The organism is Nitratireductor kimnyeongensis, from assembly GCF_019891395.1.
Lineage (GTDB): Bacteria > Pseudomonadota > Alphaproteobacteria > Rhizobiales > Rhizobiaceae > Nitratireductor > Nitratireductor kimnyeongensis.
In genome coordinates this window covers 79,491-97,514 of record NZ_CP078144.1, presented here as the reverse complement: position 1 = coordinate 97,514, position 18,024 = coordinate 79,491, and the positions used below count along the sequence as shown (strand labels likewise).

Genomic DNA, 18,024 nt, shown 5'->3' with positions numbered 1-18,024 from the left:
CGTGCGCCCAACTTAACCCCTCACCCGCAAAAGATAGGTATCCATGATCCAGCCCTTGTCTTCTCGCGCCCTGGCGCGCGTCTCCACGATCTGCCCGGCGACTTCCCCAAGCGGGCCGGCGATCAGAAGCTCGTCCTCCGTGCCAAGATAGGCCCCCCAGAAAATCTCGTAGGCATCGCCGTCGAGCGTGCGGAAGGCGCAGTCGCCGTCGAGCATGACGAGAAGCGTGTCGGCATTGGGCGGAAAGCCTTCCGCCTTCAGCCGCCTTCCCGTGGTGATCAACACAGAACCGCCGATCGTGTTGATCGGCATATGGTGGCTGGCCGCGAGCGCCTGAATGCTGGTTATGCCCGGCACCACCTCCAGTGCGACGGCAAGCGCCGTCTCGCGGCGCATGTGCTCGATGATGCGCAGCGTGCTGTCGTAGAGCGAGGGATCGCCCCAGACGAGAAAGGCCGCACGGCCCGTCTCGCCCGTGTGCGCTGCGAGCAGATCGCCATAGGCGTGGGCGATGACCATGTGCCAGTCGTCCACGCCCCGGCGATAGCTCGGATTGGCCGCATCGCGCACCGGCAGGTCGAATTCCACGATCCGCGTCTGCCGGTTCTCCAGAAACCGCTCGCAGATGACGCGGCGCAGATCGGCCAGATCCTCTTTCGCCTCGCCCTTGCGGGGAATGAGGATCACGTCTGCCCGGTTCAGTGCGTTGATGCCCTGAACCGTCATGTGTTCGGGATTGCCGGTGCCAATGCCGATGAGCGAGAGCGTGCGCATCATCAACCGTCCGATACGCCGGCTTCGGCAAAGGTCGCCATGCCGTTGTGGCAGGCAAGTGCTGCGCGCAGAATGTTGATCGCAAGGCAGGCGCCGGAGCCTTCGCCAAGCCGCATGTCGAGATCGAGCAGCGGCCTGAGGCCGAGTTCGGCAAGCAGTTTGCGGTGGCCGGGCTCGGCGGAAACGTGGCCGGCAATGACGTGCGCCAGACCGCCCTCGCCGAGGCACGCGAGCGGCGCGACTGCCGATCCGCACACGAACCCGTCGAGCAGGAGGGGAATGCGTTTTTGCCGCGCGGCAAGAGCCGCGCCGAACATGGCAGCAAGCTCGCGGCCGCCGACCCGGCGCAGCGCCTCCAGCAGATCGGAAAGCGCCTCGCCATGGCAGGCAAGCGCGGCATCCACGGCCTCGGCCTTGCGCGAGAGGCCGGCATCGTCGACGCCTGTGCCGCGCCCGACCCAGTCCGCGCCCCCACCACCGAAAAGGGCTGCGGCCAGCGCGGCAGCGGCGGTGGTGTTGCCGATGCCCATTTCCCCGAGTGCCACGAGATCGGCTCCCTCCGGCACCGCATCGAAACCGGTCTGGACGGCGGTCAGGAAGCTGGCTTCATCCATGGCCGGCGCTTGCGTGAAATCCGCCGTGGGGCGCTCGATCTCCAGCGGCGTGACGGTGAGGCTCGCGCCGGCCTGCTTTGCCAACTGATTGATCGCTGCACCACCGGCGGAAAAATTCGCCACCATCTGCGCCGTTACCTCGGCTGGGAAGGCGGAGACGCCGCGTGCGGTCACCCCATGGGAGCCGGCAAAGATCAACACATGCACCCTGTCGAGCGCGGGCTTCTCACGCCCCTGCCAGCGGGCCATCAGGATGGCCGCTTCTTCCAGCCGGCCAAGGCTGCCGGGCGGCTTGGTGAGCACGGCCTGACGGGCCGTTGCGGCCTGTGCGGCGTTTTCGTCGCCTGAAGGCCGGTCGTTGCAGGCGGTGCGCAGATCGTCGATCGAGAGAAAGCGGGGCATGGATATCCTTCAGATGAAATGCGTGACGCAGGCGAGAAGCAGAACGGTTTCGGCCAGTTGCTGCAATGTGCCGAGCACATCGCCCGTCTGCCCGCCGATCTGTTTTTCGGCGAGCCATTTGATGAAAAAGAGCGCAGCCGCCAGAAGCGGCACGCCAATGAGCGCAAATCCGGGACCGGGAACGAGGAGCAAAACGCCGCCAATCGCCAGCGCGACAAGAACGGTGCCTCTCGTCGGTTGCCCTGCGCCCGCCGAAAGCCCGTTTTCGCGCGCGGGTGGCGAAAGGCGCATCAGCGCGGGCATGAGCGCGCGCGAGGCCGTGTGGGCGATCAGCAATGCGGGAATGGCGGCGAGCCCGAGCGCCACGAGCGCCGACCAGCGCAGGAGAAACGACAGGATCAGCGCGGCCACACCATAGGAGCCGATGCGACTGTCCTTCATGATGGCGAGCTTCTTCTCCCGCGTTGAACCGCCGCCGAAACCGTCGGCCACATCCGCCAGCCCATCCTCATGCAGACCGCCGGTCAGAAGCACGCCCGCCGCGAGCGCGATGGCGGCGGCGATGGTGGCCGGCAGGCCCAGCACGATGACACCCGTCAAAGCGGCGCTGCACACCGCACCAATGAAAAGACCGGCCAGCGGTGCCGCCCATTGGGCATTGGCGAAACCGTGCGCCGGCATCTCGAACGCCGGTAGAGGCAGCCGCGTATAGAAGCCAAGGCAGGCGGCAATGTCACGAAGCGCGTAGCGAAACCCGGCCATTCCTCAGCTCCGCGCGATGGCGTGGAAATAGGTGCCCGACACATGCCCGCGCCGCGCACCGGAAGGGCCGAGCGCGCGGCCCTGACCGTCTGCCAGCATGGCGAGCGGTGCATCATCGCCGGGTTCCATCAGGCGCGAATAATGAAACTCGTGGCCACGGATTGTCTCGCCCTTGCTGCCGATGGCGCAATCGCTCATGAGCGTGGCCTGCCGATAGCCGAGATTCATTTTGCGTTTCGCATAGCTCGTCACATGGGAAAGCAGACCCAGCATGGTGTGGGTCGTGCCCTCCGCATCTTCCAGCGCCTTGCCCAGAACCATGAACCCGCCGCACTCGCCGTGAACGGGCCTGTTCTCCGCGAAAGCCTGCATCGAAGCGTGAAAATTCTTCGCAGCAGCAATTCGCCCCGCATGAAGCTCGGGATAGCCGCCGGGAAGCCAACAGGCGTCAGCGCTCTCCGCCGGTCCCTCATCGGCAAGCGGCGAGTAGGGCAGAAGCTCCGCGCCCGCCTCGCGCCAGTGGCGGGCGAGATGCGGATAGACGAAGCTGAAGGCGGCATCCTGCGCGATGGCGATGCGCTGGCCCGGCGGCGGCAGAAGCCGCGCCGCATCGCCCGCCCGCATGGAAAGCGGCACGGCGGCCTTCATCACCGCGTCGAGGTCGATGGCCTGTTCCATCACATCGGCAAGCCGCTCGATGAAGGCTTCGAGCGCGGCATGTTCGCTCGCCTGCACAAGGCCCAGATGCCGCTCCGGCAGCGCCATGTCCAGGTTGCGGTAGACCGCGCCCAGAACCGGAATGCCGATCGCCTCGATGGCCTCGCGCGCCATCGCCTCATGACGTGGGCTCGCCACCTGATTGAGCACCACGCCGGCAATCCGCACCTTCGGGTCGTAGGCGGCAAACCCCTTTGCCAGCGCAGCAGCCGTCTGCGACTGGCCGGACACATCGAGAATGACGAGGCAGGGCACGTCATAAAGCCGCGCGATGTCGGCTGCCGCACCGGATCGTCCCGGCTCCGAAACGATGCCGTCGAACAGGCCCATGGCGCTCTCGATGAGCAGCATATCGGCATCTTCGCTTTGCCGGCTTCCAAGATGGGCGAGCAGATCGGGGTGCATGGCCCAGCTGTCGAGATTGACGCCCGCTTGCCCCGTCGCCGCCTGATGAAAGCCGGGGTCGATATAGTCGGGGCCGGATTTCGCCCCCCGCACCGCAAGACCGCGCCTTTTGAGCGCGCGCATCAGGCCGATGGTGACGCTGGTCTTGCCCGAGCCAGACCGGGCCGCGCCGATGATGATCGCCCGCGCCGTCATGAAAGCGCCTCGCGCAGCGCCACGATGCCGCCGATCACGATGATGGAAGGCGAGCCGAAGCCCTGCTCTTCCGCTTGAGCGACAAGAGACGAAAGCGTGGTGGTGAGGATGCGCTCATCCGGCTTGGTCGCGTTCATGATGAGGGCGGCGGCCGTGTCGCCCGCCATTCCGCCGGAGGAGAGTGCGTCCACGATCAGGGCGAGCTTGTGCATCCCCATATAGATGACGATGGGCTGCCCCGTTTTCGCCAGCGCCGCCCAGTCCAGATCGTCGGGCGTGCCGGCGGCGTGGCCGGTGGCGAAGACCACCGCCTTGTTCACCCCGCGCATGGTGGCGGGAATGCCCGCATCGGCGAGCGCCCCCACCGCCGAGGTGATGCCCGGCAGAAAGCGGAAGGGAATGCCGGCAAGCGCCAGCACCAGCGCTTCCTCGCCGCCGCGGCCAAACATGTTGGGGTCGCCGCCTTTCAGGCGCAGAACCCTGTGTCCCGCCTCGGCCTCGGCCACCATCAGCCGGTTGATTTCATCCTGCGCCGTGGAGGGTTGGCCGGCGCGTTTGCCGACAAAAATGTGCCGGGCTTCCGACGCGGCCTTCAGGATCTCCGGATCCACCAGCGCGTCATAGATCACCACATCCGCCGCATCGAGCGCGGCCAGAACACCGAGCGTCAGGCAGCCAAAGCCACCGGGACCCGCACCCGCAAGCCACACATGGCCGGGCTCGAACGGCGCTGGTTCAAAAGGCAGGCGGTTGAGCGCTTCAGCCAAACTCATAACCCCTCCCGCCCGCGAAACCGGCGCTGATAATCGGCGCTATAAAGCGCGCTTTCGCGGAAATCCTCGGCACCCAGCCCCGGCCCGACGAGGATGAGCGCCGTGCGCTCTATGGGATCTTTCGCCATCTCCGCTTCGATGGTGGAAAGCGTGCCGCGCAGAATACGCTCATCCGGCCAGCTTGCCCGCGCGACGATTGCGACCGGGCAGTCGGGGCCGTAATGCGGGGTCAGCTCCGCCACCACCCGGTCGAGCGCGTGAATGGCGAGATGGATCGCCAGCGTCGTGCCGGTGGCCGCGAAACTGGCGAGCGTTTCACCCTCCGGCATTTTCGAGGCGCGGCCGGAAATGCGGGTGAGGACAAGGCTTTGCGCCACTTCCGGAATGGTCAGCTCACGCCCCAGCGCCGCCGCAGCCGCCGAGAAGGACGGCACGCCCGGCGTCAGCGTGTAGTCGATGCCAAGTGCTGCAAGACGGCGGATCTGTTCGGCAACCGCGCTCCAGACGGAAAGATCGCCCGAATGCAGGCGGGCGATATCCTCGCCGGCCTTATGCGCGCGGATATATTCCGCCTCGATCTCTTCAAGCGACATGGGCGCGGTGTTGACGATGCGTGCGCCGGGCGGGCAATGGGCGAGCAATTCCTCCGGCACCAGCGAACCGGCGTAAAGGCAGACCGGGCAGCGCGCGATCAGGTCGCGGCCACGAACGGTGATGAGGTCGGCAGCGCCCGGGCCGGCGCCAATGAAATGAACGGTCATGATTGTCTTCCGGTGGTGGCGATGGCGCAGGTCACGCCGTCAAATGTGAGCCTCGGCCCGAGGAGCCGAGCGGCTGGGCCGCAGACGGTCAGCGCCGCCGCCTCCGAGGCCGATGGCAGGCCCGTGGCGGAAAGCGCGTGGTCCGAGCGAGTCAGGCAGCGGGTCGCTACAGCCTGCAACGCGCTCTCATCGGCGATGGAAAGCGGCAGGCCAAGCGCTTTTGCGGCATCAAGCAGGCAGGGTTCGTCCCGTTTCCGTGGCACGGTCGCCAGCGCGCCGAGCCTGTCCCGCGTGAGGCCATGTGTCGTCAGGGCGGCGTCGAGCGCGGCGAGAACCGCCTCGCTTGTCACGCCTTTGCGGGCTCCAAACCCGGCGCAGATCATGGTTTCCTCCAGCGCCATTGAAGCACCGGCATGGCCGCGCGCAGCGCCCTCATGGTGCCAACGGGCGCAGCGCGCGCGATGGCGATCTCGATCAGCTCTCCGCCGTGCCGCCCGTGGTAGTCGATCAGAAGCGCCTGCGTTTCGAGCGTCACCGCATTTGCGACAAGGCGGCCTCCGCTCCCAAGAGCGGCAATCGCCGCCTCCATCAGCCCCGGCACGGTCGCCCCGCCACCGATGAAAACCACATCGGGCGCGGCAAGGCCCGCAAGAGCGGCGGGAGCCTTTCCCTCAACCACGGTGAGCTGTGGCACGCCCATGCGCTCCGCGTTGCGGGCGATGCGCGCCGCGCGCTCCCCGTCCGCCTCGATGGCGATGGCGCTGAGCGATGGTTGCAGCCGAAGCCACTCGATGGAAATCGAGCCTGAACCCGCTCCGATGTCCCAGAGCCGTTCACCCCGTTTCGGGGCAAGCGCGGAAAGCGTGACAGCCCGCACCTCCGATTTGGTGATCTGCCCGTCATGCTCGAAAAGCCCCTCTTCAAGCCCGGTTCCAAGGGGCAGGATGCGTGCATCCTGATCTGCCGCCACCTCGATGGCGACCACGTTCAGATCGCCAAAGCTTTCTGCGGAAAGCGCGGAAGCCATGAAGCTGACCTGCCGTTCGCGCGGTCCGCCCAGTGCTTCCAGCACGTGAAAGCGCGAGGGGCCAAAACCCTCTTTGGTGATCAGCTCTGCAATCGCAGCCGGAGCCGCGCCATCGGATGTGAGCGCGAGAATGCGCGCGCCGGGATGAAGCAGCGGGCGGATCGGCGCAATCGGCCTGCCATGCAGCGAGACCGTCTCGACCGATTGCAGCGGCCAGCCAAGTCGGGCAGCAGCAAGAGCGAAGGAAGACGGGGCGGAAAAGACGCGCATCTCGTTCGCCGGAATGCGCCGTGTCAGCGTCGCGCCAACGCCGAAATGAAACGGATCGCCCGAGGCGAGCACGCAGACATTCTTGCCCCTCAGCGCTTCGATTTCATCGACCGCCTTGTCAAAAGGCGAGGTCCATGGACGCGGCTCGCCGGAAATCTCATCTGCCGCCAGTTCGAGGTGCCGCGCACCGCCGAAGACGATCTCCGCACCGGCAATCGCGCGGCGGGCTTCCGCGCCAAGCCCGGCCAGCCCATCTTCGCCGATGCCCACAATGGTGAGCCAGCGCTGAGAGCTTTCCGCCCGACTGCAAAATGCTTTAGAAGACGTCATGGCAAAGCAGACCCTTCTCATTCTTGGCGGAACCGGCGAGGCGCGGCGGCTGGCAGCGCGGCTTTGCGCGCGGGGCGGGCTGCGTGTCGTCACTTCGCTTGCCGGGCGCACAAGCACACCGGAAACCTTGCAGGGCGAGGTGCGTGTGGGCGGTTTCGGCGGTGCCGAGAGGCTTGCGCTTTATCTTGAGGGCGAAGGCATCGACCTGATGGTGGACGCCACGCATCCCTTCGCCGCGCGCATGGCGCGCAATGCGACGGAAGCCGCCAGACTGACCGGCGTGCCGCTCATCACGCTCATGCGTCCCGCCTGGCAGCCGGTCGCCGGCGACAACTGGCAGATCGCGTCCGGCATGGCCGAGGCGGCAACGCTTCTCGGCCCTGAACCCCGTCGCGTCTTTCTGGCCATTGGCCGGCAGGAGGTACAAATGTTTCGCGCGGCGGCGCAGCATCATTATCTGGTGCGCAGCGTGGAGCCGGTGGAGCCCGCTCATTTGCCGCCGAATGCCCGATGCATTCTGGCGCGCGGGCCGTTCTCCGAAGACGATGAAATCGCGCTGCTTGCCGATCACCGCATCGACATCGTGGTGGCCAAGAACAGCGGCGGCGCCGCGACCTATGGCAAGATCGCAGCGGCGCGCAGGCTGGGCTTGCCGGTGATCATGATCGACCGGCCAAAGCCGGCGGACGCGGCCATTGTGGCCGATGTCGAGGAAGCCTTGGCTGCAATCGATGCTCATCTGGCGGCTCCGCTGGCCGAGCGCGGCGCATAGACCAACGGCGATTTGCCCGGGCGCTCGATCATCCGTGTTTCCGGCGAACCGATGATGACACAGGTGGCCATGTCGGCCATGTCCGCCCGCGCCTCGTTCAACGGAACGATCGCCATGCGCTCGTCGGGCCGGCCCGCGGCGCGGCCGAACACGACCGGCGTGGACGCCGGCAGAATGCCGCTCAACAGTTCAAAGGCGCGGCCAAGCTGCCAGGGCCGAGCGCGGCTGATCGGATTGTAGAGCGCGATCACGAAGCCCGCACCGGCAGCAGCCGCAAGCCGGGTTTCGATCAGGTCCCAGGGTTTCAGATTGTCCGAAAGCGATATGGCGCAGAAATCATGGCCGAGCGGCGCGCCCACGCGGGCAGCCACGGCCAGCATGGCCGTCAGCCCCGGCACGATCTCCAGATCGAGTGTGCGCCATTCCTGCGGCCCGTGTTCGATGGCCTCGCACACCGCCGCCGCCATGGCGAAGACGCCGGCATCCCCACCCGAAACCACGGCCACATGCCTGCCTTGGGCGGCCATGGTGAGCGCCGCCTTCGCGCGGGCAAGCTCTTCCCGGTTGTCGGAGGCATGACGGGTCTGGCCATCGTTCAGGTCGAGCCGGTCGAGATAGGGACCATAGCCGAAGAAATCGCTCGCCGCCGCAATCGCCGCCCGCGCCTCCGGCGTCGTCTGGGCCAGTTTTCCGGGGCCGGTGCCGATGATGACGAGACGCCCGCTCATGCCACCGCCTCGCCGGGCTTTGCCTGCCAGCCCGGTCCGAGCACAAGCGAGAAATAGGGGGCCGTGTCGTCCGCCTTGTCGGCGAGCGGGGTCATGTTCGTATTGTCCATCGTGCCGCGTTCCACATAGACGGTGCCGCCAAGCCTGCCGGCGCGGGCGAGCGCCCGGCGGATTTTCGGCAGATTGCGCCCCACCTTCATGATGACGAAGGCTTCCGTGTCGCTCACGCGGCGCACAAGCTCGTCTTCGGCAAGCGTGCCGGGCAGGACGGTCATGATGTCGTCGCCCTGAACGATGGCGATGCCCGCCTGCGACCAGCAACCCGACATGGCGGTGATGCCGGGGATCACCTTGGTCGGGTAGCGCGCGGCAAGCCGCACATGAAGGTGCATGTAGGAGCCATAGAAGAGCGGATCGCCCTCGCTCAGGACGGCGACCGTGCGGCCCGCTTTCAGATGCGCTTCCACCGCGCGCGCCGACGCTTCGTAAAAGCGGGTGATGGCCGCGATGTAGCGCGGGTCGGTCTTGTCGATCTCGGTGGTGACGGGATATTCGAGCGGCAGTTCCTCGATGCCTTCCGGAAGCAGCCCCTCGACCGTGCGGCGGGCATTGCCCCTGCGCCCGCGCTTGGCGAAGTAGGCCACCACGTCCGCCCGCTCCAGCGCCTTCAGCGCCTTCACGGTGATGAGTTCGGGGTCGCCGGGACCGGTGCCGACGCCAATCAGGGTTCCGCTCACAGGCCCGCCCTCGCCAAAGCGTTGATCGCCGCTGCCGTCATGGCGCTGCCACCCATGCGGCCGCGCACGATGGCGAAGGGAATGCCAAGCCCGCTTTCGGCGAGCGCTTCCTTCGATTCCATCGCGCCGACGAAGCCGACCGGCATGCCGATGATGGCGGCAGGTTTCGGCGCGCCGGCGCGCAGCATGTCGAGCAGGTAGAAGAGTGCGGTCGGCGCATTGCCGATGGCCACCACCGCGCCTTCCATGTGCTCGCGCCACAGTTCCAGCGCGGCGGCGGAACGCGTGTTGCCAAGTTTTTGCGCAAGCTCCGGCGTGCGCGCATCGCGCAGGGTGCAGATCACATCGTTTTCGGCGGGCAGCCGTGTGCGGGTCACGCCGCGCGCCACCATCTCCGCATCGCACAGGATCGGCGCTCCGGATTTCAGCGCCGCGCGGCCTGCCGCCACGAACCCTTGGGAAAAGACGAAATGCTCCGCCGCCTCGACAAGCCCGCAGGCGTGGATCATGCGGATGGCGACATCGGCCTCTTGCGCGCTGAAACGCGCGAGATCGGTCTCGGCGCGGATGATTGCGAACGACTTTTCGTAAATGGCGTTGCCGTCGCGTATGTACTCGGTTTCTTGCATTCAGCCTGTCTTTCGAAGAAGGGCGGCGCGCAGCGTCTCGCCACGCTCTGTGAGAAAGGTGCGAAGGCGCTCGGAAGGTTTTGCGCCAACGGAGGAAAGGGTGCAGCCACCTTCAACCGCGATCAGGTTCACAACCGGCCCGGAGGGCTGGGCGCATCCTTTTTCGCAGGCCGAAAGGTGAAGGCGGAACGGGCCATCGGGCAGACCCGCCGCAGCCGCCTCGGCGGCAAGCGCCTTGGCGTCGAACCGCGCCGAAGCGCAGGCCGGCGCCCCGGCGCAGGCGGCTATGAAGAGGCGGGGATCATGCGCGTCCGTGACAAAGCCAAGAGCCTCAGCCGCACGCGGCAGCTTTTCCTGCCGGGGCTCATCAAGCCCGATCACCAACAGGCCGTGGCGCGGCGCGAGGCGGATTTCGCTTGCATCGGATACAGCCTCGCAGAGCGCGGCAAGCGCTTCCGCTGAAATCTGGCCGAAGGGCAGGGCGATGCCCAGCGCGTTTTCCCCGTCTTTCAGCGCGAACAGACCAACCGGCGCGCTGTCAGCCCGTGCAGGATGTTGCACGGCCGGCTCAAGCCCCGCCCGGAGCGCATCCTTCTGCGCCTGCGTGAAATCGCGTGCGCGTCCGCCGGTCTGCGCCAGCAGATCAAGCGCCGCAAGCGCCGCAGCGCCCACCGCCTGCTCATCGCCCTTGCCCAGCCAATGCGCCGTCGCGCCATTGCCGCCGATGCCGATCAGCCATTGCCCGTCGTCAGCCATGATGAGCTTTATGTCGGCGCTGATCGCGTCGAGATGCAGTGCGCCGCCGCAATCGACCGTGACGGACACTTTTGGCGCGAGCAGCGCAGCATAATCACGCTCGGCCATCTGCGCATTGATGCGCTTCGCAAGCGGAGGAGGAGGGGCCAGCGGTGCGGTCTCCACCGCAAAGCCATCGACGGGACCGAGCTCCAGCGCGGTGATTTCCGTGGCAAACAGGGGCGTGCTTTGGGCCGTCAGTCCGCGGATCTGCAATTTGCCGCGCGCGGTCACTTCCAGAATGCCGTTGCCGTGGCGACCCGCCGCTTTGGCGATGCCCGCCAGCTTCTCGGGCGTGAGCGCGCCATGGGCCGGTGCAATCCGGGCGAGCAGCCCGTCGCCGGTTTCCATGGGGGCGGAGAGTGTGGGGCATGCGCCGCGCCGCATCGTCATGCCGTCGCCTCCGCCAGAAGTGCGGCCAGGTCTGCATCGACGGAATTGCGGCGAGGGTGCCACAGTCCGCGTTTGCGGGCGGCGTGAAACCGTTCCGCCATCGCATGCGCGGCGGCGGGATTTTCCGCCAGAAGAAAATCACGCACACGATCATCGCCGAGATAGGCGTCGAACACGGCATCGATCAGGCTGCCCGAAACCGCATCCGTGGTTTCAGCGAAGCCGATCAACCGGTCCACCGTTTCCGTCAGTTCCGCAGCACCACGCGGGCCATGGCGCAACTGCCCTTCGATGAAGCGCGGATTGACGGCACGGGCACGCACGGTACGCGCAATGGCCTGCGCCAGCGAGCGGGCGCGCGGGCGCTCCGGATCGGTCGTATCGAGCACCACAAGATCGGCCTTACCGCCCAGCGCTTCCACCGCCGCCGCGAACCCGCCGATAAAGGCCACATCCGCCGAGCCTTCGAGAATGTCGCGCCCGGCATCGTCGCCGGTGTGGATGAGCATGTCGGCATCGGCCACCTGCCGTGCAAAAGCGCCGTCTTCCAGTCGGCCTTCGCCCTCCGCACCGCCGAAGGCAAAGGCACCGGCGGCGAGATAGGCTTCGCCCAGCTCGGCGCGCTCCTGCCAATTGCCGCGCGCGAGCTTTTCTTCCGGCCCCGCGCCATAGGTGCCGGGAGCGGAGCCGAAAATGCGCGCCGGAGCCTTGCCGGCCACGCGCGCGGCAGCGGCAAGCGGGTTCTCGCTGTCGTCCTCGTCGCGCGCGGCCACGGTGGCAACCGCCGTATCGAGCAGCGCAATCTGGGTGGGGAACATGTCGCGGAACAGGCCGGAAATGCGCCACGTCACATCGATGCGCGGACGGCCAAGGCTGGCCGGCGGCAGCACTTCGATGCCCGTCACACGGCCCGTCGCCTGATCCCATTGCGGCCGACAGCCCATCAGTGCGAGCCCCTGCGCGATTTCCTCGCCGCCGGTGCGCAGGCTGGCGCTGCCCCACAGGTCGATCACCAGCGAGCGCGGCCAGTCGCCATGCTCCTGCAAATAGCCGCGCACGGCCTCATCCGCCGCCATTTTGCCAAGCGCGGTTGCGGTTGGCGTGGGAAGCGTGCGCGGGTCGGCGGTGAAGATGTTGCGACCTGTCGGCAAAACATCGGTGCGTCCCCGCGCCGGCGCGCCGGAGGGGCCGGGCGCGATGTGCCAGCCATCGAGGGCTGCCAGAAGCGCTCGCTTTTCGCTTTCAGCGCAGGCGCGGCGTTCGGGCGCTTCATCCATGCCGCTGCCTCGGCCATAGATATGCAGCCCGTCCTTGATGGCAAAATCTTTCAGATCGCAGAGCCAGGCGTCGATCTCAATCAGCGTTGCGTCCGTGTCGCCCGTATCCTCCACGCCCGCATCGCGGGTGAGACCGGTGCGCTCGGCGGTTTCCACGATCAGCTGCGCCAGCCGGTCGCGACGGCGGCGGTCCAGACCGTCGGCCTGCGCATATTCATCCACCAGCCGCTCCAGTTCCTGCTGGTCGGGCGAAAGCCCGGCACCCGCCAGCGGCGGCGTCAGATGCCCAAGCGTGACCGCGCCGATGCGGCGCTTGGCCTGCGCCGCCTCGCCCGGATTGCTGACGATGAAGGGATAGACCACCGGCAGTGCGCCGGCCACGATTTCGGGAAAACAGGTTTCCGTCAGCGCGACGGTCTTGCCGGGCAACCATTCCAGCGTGCCATGCGCGCCCACATGGATCAGCGCGTGGGCGCCAAGTTTTTCGCGCATCCAGTGACCGAAGGCGACAAGTGCATGGCGCGGTGCAAGCGCCGGGTCGTGATAGTCCACGCGCCGGTCTGCCGAGCGCCCCCGGTCCGGCGCAAGCGCCACGATGACATTTCCAAACCGCGCCGCGCGGAACGGAAAGACGCCATCCTCCGCATCGTGTTCGGCCGGTCCCCAGGTGGCGAGCAGCGTCTCGCGTGCTTCTTCGGGCAGCGCATCGAAGGCCCGCCGGTATTCATCCAGCGAAAGCGATTCCGAAGGCTTTTCGAGGCGCTGCATGAGCGCGCGGGGTGTCTCCGGAACGCCGGAAATCGCATACCCCGCTTCGCCAAGATCGTGCAGCATGGCGAGCACGCTCGACGGCACGTCGAGACCCACCGCATATCCGGTTCGGCCCGGCGCGCTCGGATAATCCGGGATCAGGATGACGATGCGGCGCTCGGGTTTTGGCGTTCGGGCAAGCCTCAGATGCGCGGCGATCCTCGCCGCGACCTGCCTTATGCGCGCGGGTTCTGGCCGGTTACGCTGCACGCCGAAGGAAAGCCCTTCATCCAGCGCCGCCTCGTCCTTGAAGGAAATTGCCCCCGCCATTAGCCGGCCATCGAGTTCCGGCAGCACCACATGCATGGCAAGGTCGGCGGGTGCCAGACCGCGCTGCCCTTCCTGCCACGCCTCGCGCCGCGTGGTTGCTGTGACCACCTGAAAAACCGGCACGCCAAACCGGTCGAACAGCGTTTTCTCGCCGGGTTCCGCGCCGCTGGAAAAGGCCGTCGCAGTGATGAGCGCCTGAGGCTTCAACGTCTCCACGGCGTCACGCACGAAATCGGCGGCAAGGGGGTCGCGCAGGCTGGAAACGAACACCGGCACGGCGCAAACACCCTGTTCCTCAAGCGCCTCCACCAGCGCGTCGATGGGCGCGACATCGCTGGCAAGCAGCATGGAGCGGTAGAAGAGAATGGGGACGATTGCCCTGCCGGGCTTCGCGGCGGAGAAAAACGAAGCTTCCACGATGCCATGGCCCGGCGCATAGAAGCCGGCTTTGGCGACAGGTTTGGCCTCCGGCGTATCGATCTCCCGCCCCGCAAGGCGCGCCATCTGCATGGTCAGCGCGCGCATATTGTCCGGTCCGCCCTCACGGAAGCAGGCAAGCAGCGCCGCGCGCGCTTCAGCCGAAATGGTGGAACGCTCGGCAAGGCGCGGGTCGTCCTGATGGCATTCGCCGGGTAACAGTGCCAGCGCGATGCCCTTGTCTCGCGCAAGCTCCGCCAGCCGGTCGCAGCCATAGCGCCACCACTCATAGCCGCCCAGCACCCGCACCAGAATGGTGCGGGCGTGCGCTGCCGTGTTGTCGATCCACAGATCAACCGACATGGGGTGTCTGAGATCACGCAAGGCAGCTAGGCGCAGCGAGGGCAGAGCCTCGCGATCTGTCTGCCACGCGGAGGCGATCCCCGCCAGATCGCTGTCGGTGAAGGACAGCGCCACCATGTCCGCCGGCGACTGTTGCAGATCGACAGGTTCGATCAGGTCGTCGAGTGAGGCGGTGGTGGTGGCGAGAATGTGCATCGGGTCAGGCCGTCAGAAGGCTTTCGATGCGCGCGCGGTCAATGCCCTTGAGACCGATTACGACGAGCCGCGTTTCGGCGGCTTCGCCGGCCTTCCACGGGCGGTCATAGTGGTGCGAGACGCGCGGACCCACAGCCTGCACCTGCAGGCGCATGGGCTTGCCCTTCACATGGGCAAATCCCTTGAGGCGCAGAACCTCGCCGGTTCCCACCGCCGCGTTGACACGCGCCTCCAGATCTTCGGGGCGCAGCACCGGCGGCAGATCGACAATGAACGTGTCGAAATCGTCATGCTCGTGGTCATGCGCATCGTCGTGATGCGTCTTGCGATTCTCGATATCGTCTTCGACGGCGAGACCGAGGCCCAGCAGCAGGGCCGGATCCACCTTGCCATGGGCGCTCGGCACGATCTGCACATTGCGCGACAGATGGTCTTCGATGCGGGCGCGGGCGCGCTCGTTGCCTTCCGCGTCCAGAAGGTCGCTCTTGGACAAGACGATCAGATCGGCGCAGGCCACCTGATCGTCAAACACTTCTTCCACCGGATCGTCATGGTCGAGCGAATCATCGGCGGCGCGCTGCGCGGCGAGCGCATCCATGTCGCTCGCCACCTGACCGTCGGCAAGTGCCGGCCCGTCCACCACGGCGATGACCCCATCGACGGTGACGCGGTTCTTGATCGCTGGCCACTGGAAGGCCTGCACCAGCGGCTTGGGCAACGCCAGGCCCGAGGTCTCGATCAGGATGTGATCCACCTTCGGCTCGCGGGCGAGGATCTGGTCGAGGGCGGGCACAAAGTCATCAGCCACGGTGCAGCAGATGCAGCCATTGGCCAGTTCCAGCACGTTTTCCTCGGGGCAATTGTCGAGCCCGCAGTTTTTCAGCACCTCGCCATCGACGCCCGCATCGCCGAACTCGTTGACGATGATGGCAAGCCGCTTGCCCTTGGTGTTTTCCAGCACATTGCGGATGAGTGTTGTCTTGCCGGCACCGAGAAAGCCGGTCACGACGGTGCAGGGCACACGATTGAAGCTCGTGGTCATGGGATATCCTTCAGAGGGAGTGTGGTGAATGCGGGGATGCGGGCGAGGGAGACGCCAGCCCTTTCAGGCCGCGTTCGGGCAAGGTCGCCATGAATGGCAGAGAGAAGGCGCGCAGAGGCGCAATCGGCAATCACAATGCACACTCCTTGCCCGGGACACCCGCCAGGCGGTCAGGATTTCATTTTCAGACGGCAGGTTTCCTGGCTCACGGGTCGCTGCGCTCTCCAGCCTTCCCAGGGCGTTGCCCCAGTGGCGTGTCAGGTGCGCTCTCCGCTTACAGTTGCGGGGACAGCTGCGGCATTGGGCAAGGCCCGCACCGCATTCCCTCTTAGCCCTCTTCTTTGCGGAAGAAGGACCGTCTGCCACGCATTTATGGCTCGCCCGGCACGTCTGTCAATGCGTGAAGAAAGCGTTTGCCGGGAGAGACGACTCCTGTATGGTCGAGCCGCTGACGGTTCCGCGCAAGCGGACCAGAGGGAACATAGTGCGGCGCTCAAGCGCCAAGGCCATGGCTGCCCCCGCAACTGTAAGCGGTGAGCATTTTCCTGATCGCCACTGAGGCTTTTTGCCTTGGGAAGGCTGGAAAACGCTGCGACCCGTGAGCCAGGAAACCTGCCGACAGCATGAAAGAAACACCGTATCCCTCGGGTGGAGGGGAAAGGACCGGACATGACCGCGCGTATCGCACGCATTTTTTCCGCATTCGTTTTTTCAACGCTCTTCGCAACCAGCGCTCAGGCCCATCACGCCATGGACGGGCAAACGCCCACGACCCTCTATGAGGGACTGGTTTCGGGTCTGGCGCATCCCGTGATCGGGCTCGATCATCTGGCCTTTATCGTCGCTGCCGGCCTCATTGCCGCTGTAGCCGGCATGAGCCTTTTCGCGCCGCTTCTCTTCGTCGCCGGTTCGCTGATCGGCGTCGGTCTGCACCTGATGCTGCTCGATCTGCCGGCGGCGGAAATCATCATCGCGGCAAGCGTTCTTGCCGGCGGCTGGCTGCTGGCGCGCGGCCGGGCGGTGGAAAACCACATGCTCGTTTTCGCGATGTTTCTGGTGGTCGGCGTGTTTCATGGCTATGCCTTCGGCGAGGCCATCGTCGGCAGCGAGGAGACACCGCTGATCGCCTATCTCGCCGGCCTCGCTGCAATCCAGAGCGCCATCGCGCTTGGCGCCTATTTTCTGGTCCGGTCGCGCGGCTGGGCTGTCGAGGCCACGCAGCCTCGGCTTGCCGGTGCCGCCATCCTTGGCGTTGGCGTGACCTTCCTTGCCGGGCATCTTGTCGGCTGAGCCGGCGAAATAGCGATGCGATCGCTTCATTTCGTTCTGGGCGGCGCGCGCTCCGGCAAGAGCCGTCATGCCGAGAGGCTGATCGAGGCCGCACCAGCGCCCTGGCATTACATCGCCACGGCGCAGGCCTTCGATGACGAGATGCGCGAGCGCATCGCCATGCACCGTGCGCGGCGCGAGGGGGCGGTGGCGTGGCAGACGCACGACGCCCCGCTCGACCTGCCGGATGTGCTTGAAAAACTGCCGGCCCGCGAGACGGTGCTCGTTGATTGCCTGACCCTGTGGCTCAGCAATCTCATGCTGAACAACCACGAGCTGCAACCTGCCGCCGAGAGACTGCTTGCAGTCCTTGCCGCGAGAAAGGGAACCACGGTTCTCGTTTCCAATGAAGTCGGCTTCGGCATCGTGCCCGAAACCCCGCTCGGACGCCGTTTCCGCGACGAGGCGGGGTTCCTGAACCAGAAGATCGCTGCCGCTGCCAACAGCGTCACGCTGGTGGTTGCCGGCCTGCCCATGAAAGTGAAGTGACATGCGAGAGATCGACGAAAACGAGGCCGAGCGCCACAAGGCAAAGATGGAAAAGCGCAAGGCGGTTCAGGATGCCGAAGTGCGCGACAAGACGGTGGAAAAGGGGCTTCTGATCGTCAATACGGGGCCGGGCAAGGGAAAGTCGACCGCCGCCTTCGGGCTGGCGCTGCGCATGCTCGGTCATGGCCGCCGTGTCGGTGTCGTGCAGTTTATCAAGGGTGCGTGGCACTGCGGCGAAAAGGATGCCTTCGCCGCCTTCGGCGATCAGGTCTCGTGGCACACGATGGGCGAAGGCTTCACCTGGGAAACGCAGGATCTTAAGCGCGACATCGCCGCTGCGGAGCGCGCCTGGGGAAAGGCCGAGGAACTGATGGCGGACCCGACCATCGGTCTGGTGGTGCTCGACGAGCTGAACATCGCGCTGCGCTACGACTATCTCGATCTTGAGCGTGTGGTGACCGCGCTGACCAACCGGCGGGAGGACCTGCATGTGGTGGTGACCGGGCGCAACGCCAAGCCGCTATTGACCGAGGCCGCCGATCTCGTCACCGAAATGGGGCAGGTGAAGCATCATTTCGCCGCTGGCGTGAAAGCGCAAAAGGGCATCGAATTTTAGGTCGCCCTGCTTTGAGGTGGTGCGTGGTTCGACAAGCTCACCATGAGGGAGGTGGATGCGCTGCAACTCTGTTCTCCATGTTGATGTACAGGATTGCAGGTCTCTACCCATCCTCATGGTGAGCTTGTCGAA

Annotated in this window: 18 protein-coding genes and 2 riboswitches; of the genes, 4 read left to right on the top strand and 14 right to left on the bottom strand. The window is 66.1% G+C overall.

Annotation, left to right across the window (positions count from 1 at the left end):
• Positions 1–12 precede the first annotated feature (12 nt).
• The 8 genes from cobF to cbiE are packed head-to-tail and all read right to left on the bottom strand — an operon-like array spanning position 13 to position 7,030.
• Positions 13–774 carry a precorrin-6A synthase (deacetylating) gene (gene cobF / locus KW403_RS18520; RefSeq protein WP_223022861.1) on the bottom strand — a complete coding sequence of 254 codons (762 nt, stop codon included), beginning with the start codon at positions 772–774 and terminating at the stop codon, positions 13–15.
• A gap of 2 nt (positions 775–776) precedes the next feature.
• Positions 777–1,790: a nicotinate-nucleotide--dimethylbenzimidazole phosphoribosyltransferase gene (cobT, locus tag KW403_RS18515; RefSeq protein WP_223022718.1), complete on the bottom strand. Its 1,014-nt coding sequence runs from the start codon at positions 1,788–1,790 to the stop codon at positions 777–779.
• Positions 1,791–1,799: 9 nt separating this feature from the next.
• A complete protein-coding gene (gene cobS / locus KW403_RS18510) occupies positions 1,800–2,552 on the bottom strand; it encodes an adenosylcobinamide-GDP ribazoletransferase (RefSeq protein ID WP_223022717.1) in 753 nt (250 codons plus the stop codon).
• A gap of 3 nt (positions 2,553–2,555) precedes the next feature.
• On the bottom strand, positions 2,556–3,869 hold the full coding sequence (locus tag KW403_RS18505; RefSeq protein WP_223022716.1) for a cobyrinic acid a,c-diamide synthase CobB: 1,314 nt from the start codon (positions 3,867–3,869) through the stop codon (positions 2,556–2,558).
• Positions 3,866–4,642: a uroporphyrinogen-III C-methyltransferase gene (cobA, locus tag KW403_RS18500; protein WP_223022715.1), complete on the bottom strand. Its 777-nt coding sequence runs from the start codon at positions 4,640–4,642 to the stop codon at positions 3,866–3,868. The genes KW403_RS18505 and cobA overlap by 4 nt, the downstream gene beginning before the upstream one ends.
• A complete protein-coding gene (cobM, locus tag KW403_RS18495) occupies positions 4,639–5,403 on the bottom strand; it encodes a precorrin-4 C(11)-methyltransferase (RefSeq protein WP_223022714.1) in 765 nt (254 codons plus the stop codon). Before cobM ends, cobA begins: the two co-directional genes overlap by 4 nt.
• Positions 5,400–5,804: a cobalamin biosynthesis protein gene (locus tag KW403_RS18490; RefSeq protein WP_246637992.1), complete on the bottom strand. Its 405-nt coding sequence runs from the start codon at positions 5,802–5,804 to the stop codon at positions 5,400–5,402. Before KW403_RS18490 ends, cobM begins: the two co-directional genes overlap by 4 nt.
• Positions 5,783–7,030, bottom strand: a complete 1,248-nt coding sequence (cbiE, locus tag KW403_RS18485) for a precorrin-6y C5,15-methyltransferase (decarboxylating) subunit CbiE (RefSeq protein WP_223022713.1) — start codon at positions 7,028–7,030, stop codon at positions 5,783–5,785. The genes KW403_RS18490 and cbiE overlap by 22 nt, the downstream gene beginning before the upstream one ends.
• Here cbiE and KW403_RS18480 point away from each other — a divergent pair.
• Positions 7,029–7,802, top strand: coding sequence for a cobalt-precorrin-6A reductase (locus KW403_RS18480; RefSeq protein ID WP_223022712.1), 774 nt, complete (start codon positions 7,029–7,031; stop codon positions 7,800–7,802). The two genes, cbiE and KW403_RS18480, sit on opposite strands and share 2 nt — an antisense overlap.
• Here KW403_RS18480 and KW403_RS18475 read toward each other — a convergent pair.
• The 6 genes from KW403_RS18475 to cobW are packed head-to-tail and all read right to left on the bottom strand — an operon-like array spanning position 7,766 to position 15,458.
• Complete coding sequence (locus KW403_RS18475) at positions 7,766–8,530, bottom strand: precorrin-3B C(17)-methyltransferase (protein ID WP_223022711.1); 765 nt, start codon at positions 8,528–8,530, stop codon at positions 7,766–7,768. The genes KW403_RS18480 and KW403_RS18475 overlap by 37 nt on opposite strands.
• Positions 8,527–9,267, bottom strand: a complete 741-nt coding sequence (locus KW403_RS18470) for a precorrin-2 C(20)-methyltransferase (RefSeq protein WP_223022710.1) — start codon at positions 9,265–9,267, stop codon at positions 8,527–8,529. The genes KW403_RS18475 and KW403_RS18470 overlap by 4 nt, the downstream gene beginning before the upstream one ends.
• Positions 9,264–9,896, bottom strand: coding sequence for a precorrin-8X methylmutase (locus KW403_RS18465; RefSeq protein ID WP_223022709.1), 633 nt, complete (start codon positions 9,894–9,896; stop codon positions 9,264–9,266). Before KW403_RS18465 ends, KW403_RS18470 begins: the two co-directional genes overlap by 4 nt.
• Positions 9,897–11,084: a precorrin-3B synthase gene (cobG, locus tag KW403_RS18460; RefSeq protein ID WP_223022708.1), complete on the bottom strand. Its 1,188-nt coding sequence runs from the start codon at positions 11,082–11,084 to the stop codon at positions 9,897–9,899.
• Complete coding sequence (cobN, locus tag KW403_RS18455; protein ID WP_223022707.1) at positions 11,081–14,416, bottom strand: cobaltochelatase subunit CobN; 3,336 nt, start codon at positions 14,414–14,416, stop codon at positions 11,081–11,083. Before cobN ends, cobG begins: the two co-directional genes overlap by 4 nt.
• A 4-nt stretch (positions 14,417–14,420) precedes the next feature.
• The gene (gene cobW / locus KW403_RS18450; RefSeq protein WP_223022706.1) at positions 14,421–15,458 is read right to left on the bottom strand and encodes a cobalamin biosynthesis protein CobW; all 1,038 of its coding nucleotides are present in this window, start codon (positions 15,456–15,458) and stop codon (positions 14,421–14,423) included.
• A gap of 173 nt (positions 15,459–15,631) precedes the next feature.
• A riboswitch (cobalamin riboswitch) is annotated at positions 15,632–15,833 on the bottom strand.
• Positions 15,834–15,893: 60 nt separating this feature from the next.
• Positions 15,894–16,092, top strand: a riboswitch (cobalamin riboswitch).
• A gap of 35 nt (positions 16,093–16,127) precedes the next feature.
• Here cobW and KW403_RS18445 point away from each other — a divergent pair.
• From KW403_RS18445 to cobO, 3 genes are read left to right on the top strand one after another with little or no spacing between them, the layout of a single operon-like run.
• Positions 16,128–16,748, top strand: a complete 621-nt coding sequence (locus KW403_RS18445; protein ID WP_223022705.1) for a HupE/UreJ family protein — start codon at positions 16,128–16,130, stop codon at positions 16,746–16,748.
• A gap of 15 nt (positions 16,749–16,763) precedes the next feature.
• Positions 16,764–17,276 carry a bifunctional adenosylcobinamide kinase/adenosylcobinamide-phosphate guanylyltransferase gene (gene cobU / locus KW403_RS18440; RefSeq protein WP_223022704.1) on the top strand — a complete coding sequence of 171 codons (513 nt, stop codon included), beginning with the start codon at positions 16,764–16,766 and terminating at the stop codon, positions 17,274–17,276.
• Between the two features lies 1 nt (position 17,277).
• Positions 17,278–17,892 (top strand): cob(I)yrinic acid a,c-diamide adenosyltransferase, encoded by a 615-nt coding sequence (gene cobO, locus KW403_RS18435; protein WP_223022703.1) that lies wholly within the window; start codon positions 17,278–17,280, stop codon positions 17,890–17,892.
• Positions 17,893–18,024: the final 132 nt, after the last annotated feature.

What these genes read in the sequence shown, in the direction of transcription:
- cobF (WP_223022861.1), bottom strand. Translation starts at nt 774, where the DNA reads ATGCGCACGCTCTCGCTCATCGGCATTGGCACCGGCAATCCCGAACAC.
- cobT (WP_223022718.1), bottom strand. Translation starts at nt 1,790, where the DNA reads ATGCCCCGCTTTCTCTCGATCGACGATCTGCGCACCGCCTGCAACGAC.
- cobS (WP_223022717.1), bottom strand. Translation starts at nt 2,552, where the DNA reads ATGGCCGGGTTTCGCTACGCGCTTCGTGACATTGCCGCCTGCCTTGGC.
- KW403_RS18505 (WP_223022716.1), bottom strand. Translation starts at nt 3,869, where the DNA reads ATGACGGCGCGGGCGATCATCATCGGCGCGGCCCGGTCTGGCTCGGGC.
- cobA (WP_223022715.1), bottom strand. Translation starts at nt 4,642, where the DNA reads ATGAGTTTGGCTGAAGCGCTCAACCGCCTGCCTTTTGAACCAGCGCCG.
- cobM (WP_223022714.1), bottom strand. Translation starts at nt 5,403, where the DNA reads ATGACCGTTCATTTCATTGGCGCCGGCCCGGGCGCTGCCGACCTCATC.
- KW403_RS18490 (WP_246637992.1), bottom strand. Translation starts at nt 5,804, where the DNA reads ATGGCGCTGGAGGAAACCATGATCTGCGCCGGGTTTGGAGCCCGCAAA.
- KW403_RS18480 (WP_223022712.1), top strand. Translation starts at nt 7,029, where the DNA reads ATGGCAAAGCAGACCCTTCTCATTCTTGGCGGAACCGGCGAGGCGCGG.
- cbiE (WP_223022713.1), bottom strand. Translation starts at nt 7,030, where the DNA reads ATGACGTCTTCTAAAGCATTTTGCAGTCGGGCGGAAAGCTCTCAGCGC.
- KW403_RS18475 (WP_223022711.1), bottom strand. Translation starts at nt 8,530, where the DNA reads ATGAGCGGGCGTCTCGTCATCATCGGCACCGGCCCCGGAAAACTGGCC.
- KW403_RS18465 (WP_223022709.1), bottom strand. Translation starts at nt 9,896, where the DNA reads ATGCAAGAAACCGAGTACATACGCGACGGCAACGCCATTTACGAAAAG.
- cobG (WP_223022708.1), bottom strand. Translation starts at nt 11,084, where the DNA reads ATGACGATGCGGCGCGGCGCATGCCCCACACTCTCCGCCCCCATGGAA.
- cobN (WP_223022707.1), bottom strand. Translation starts at nt 14,416, where the DNA reads ATGCACATTCTCGCCACCACCACCGCCTCACTCGACGACCTGATCGAA.
- cobW (WP_223022706.1), bottom strand. Translation starts at nt 15,458, where the DNA reads ATGACCACGAGCTTCAATCGTGTGCCCTGCACCGTCGTGACCGGCTTT.
- KW403_RS18445 (WP_223022705.1), top strand. Translation starts at nt 16,128, where the DNA reads ATGACCGCGCGTATCGCACGCATTTTTTCCGCATTCGTTTTTTCAACG.
- cobU (WP_223022704.1), top strand. Translation starts at nt 16,764, where the DNA reads ATGCGATCGCTTCATTTCGTTCTGGGCGGCGCGCGCTCCGGCAAGAGC.
- cobO (WP_223022703.1), top strand. Translation starts at nt 17,278, where the DNA reads ATGCGAGAGATCGACGAAAACGAGGCCGAGCGCCACAAGGCAAAGATG.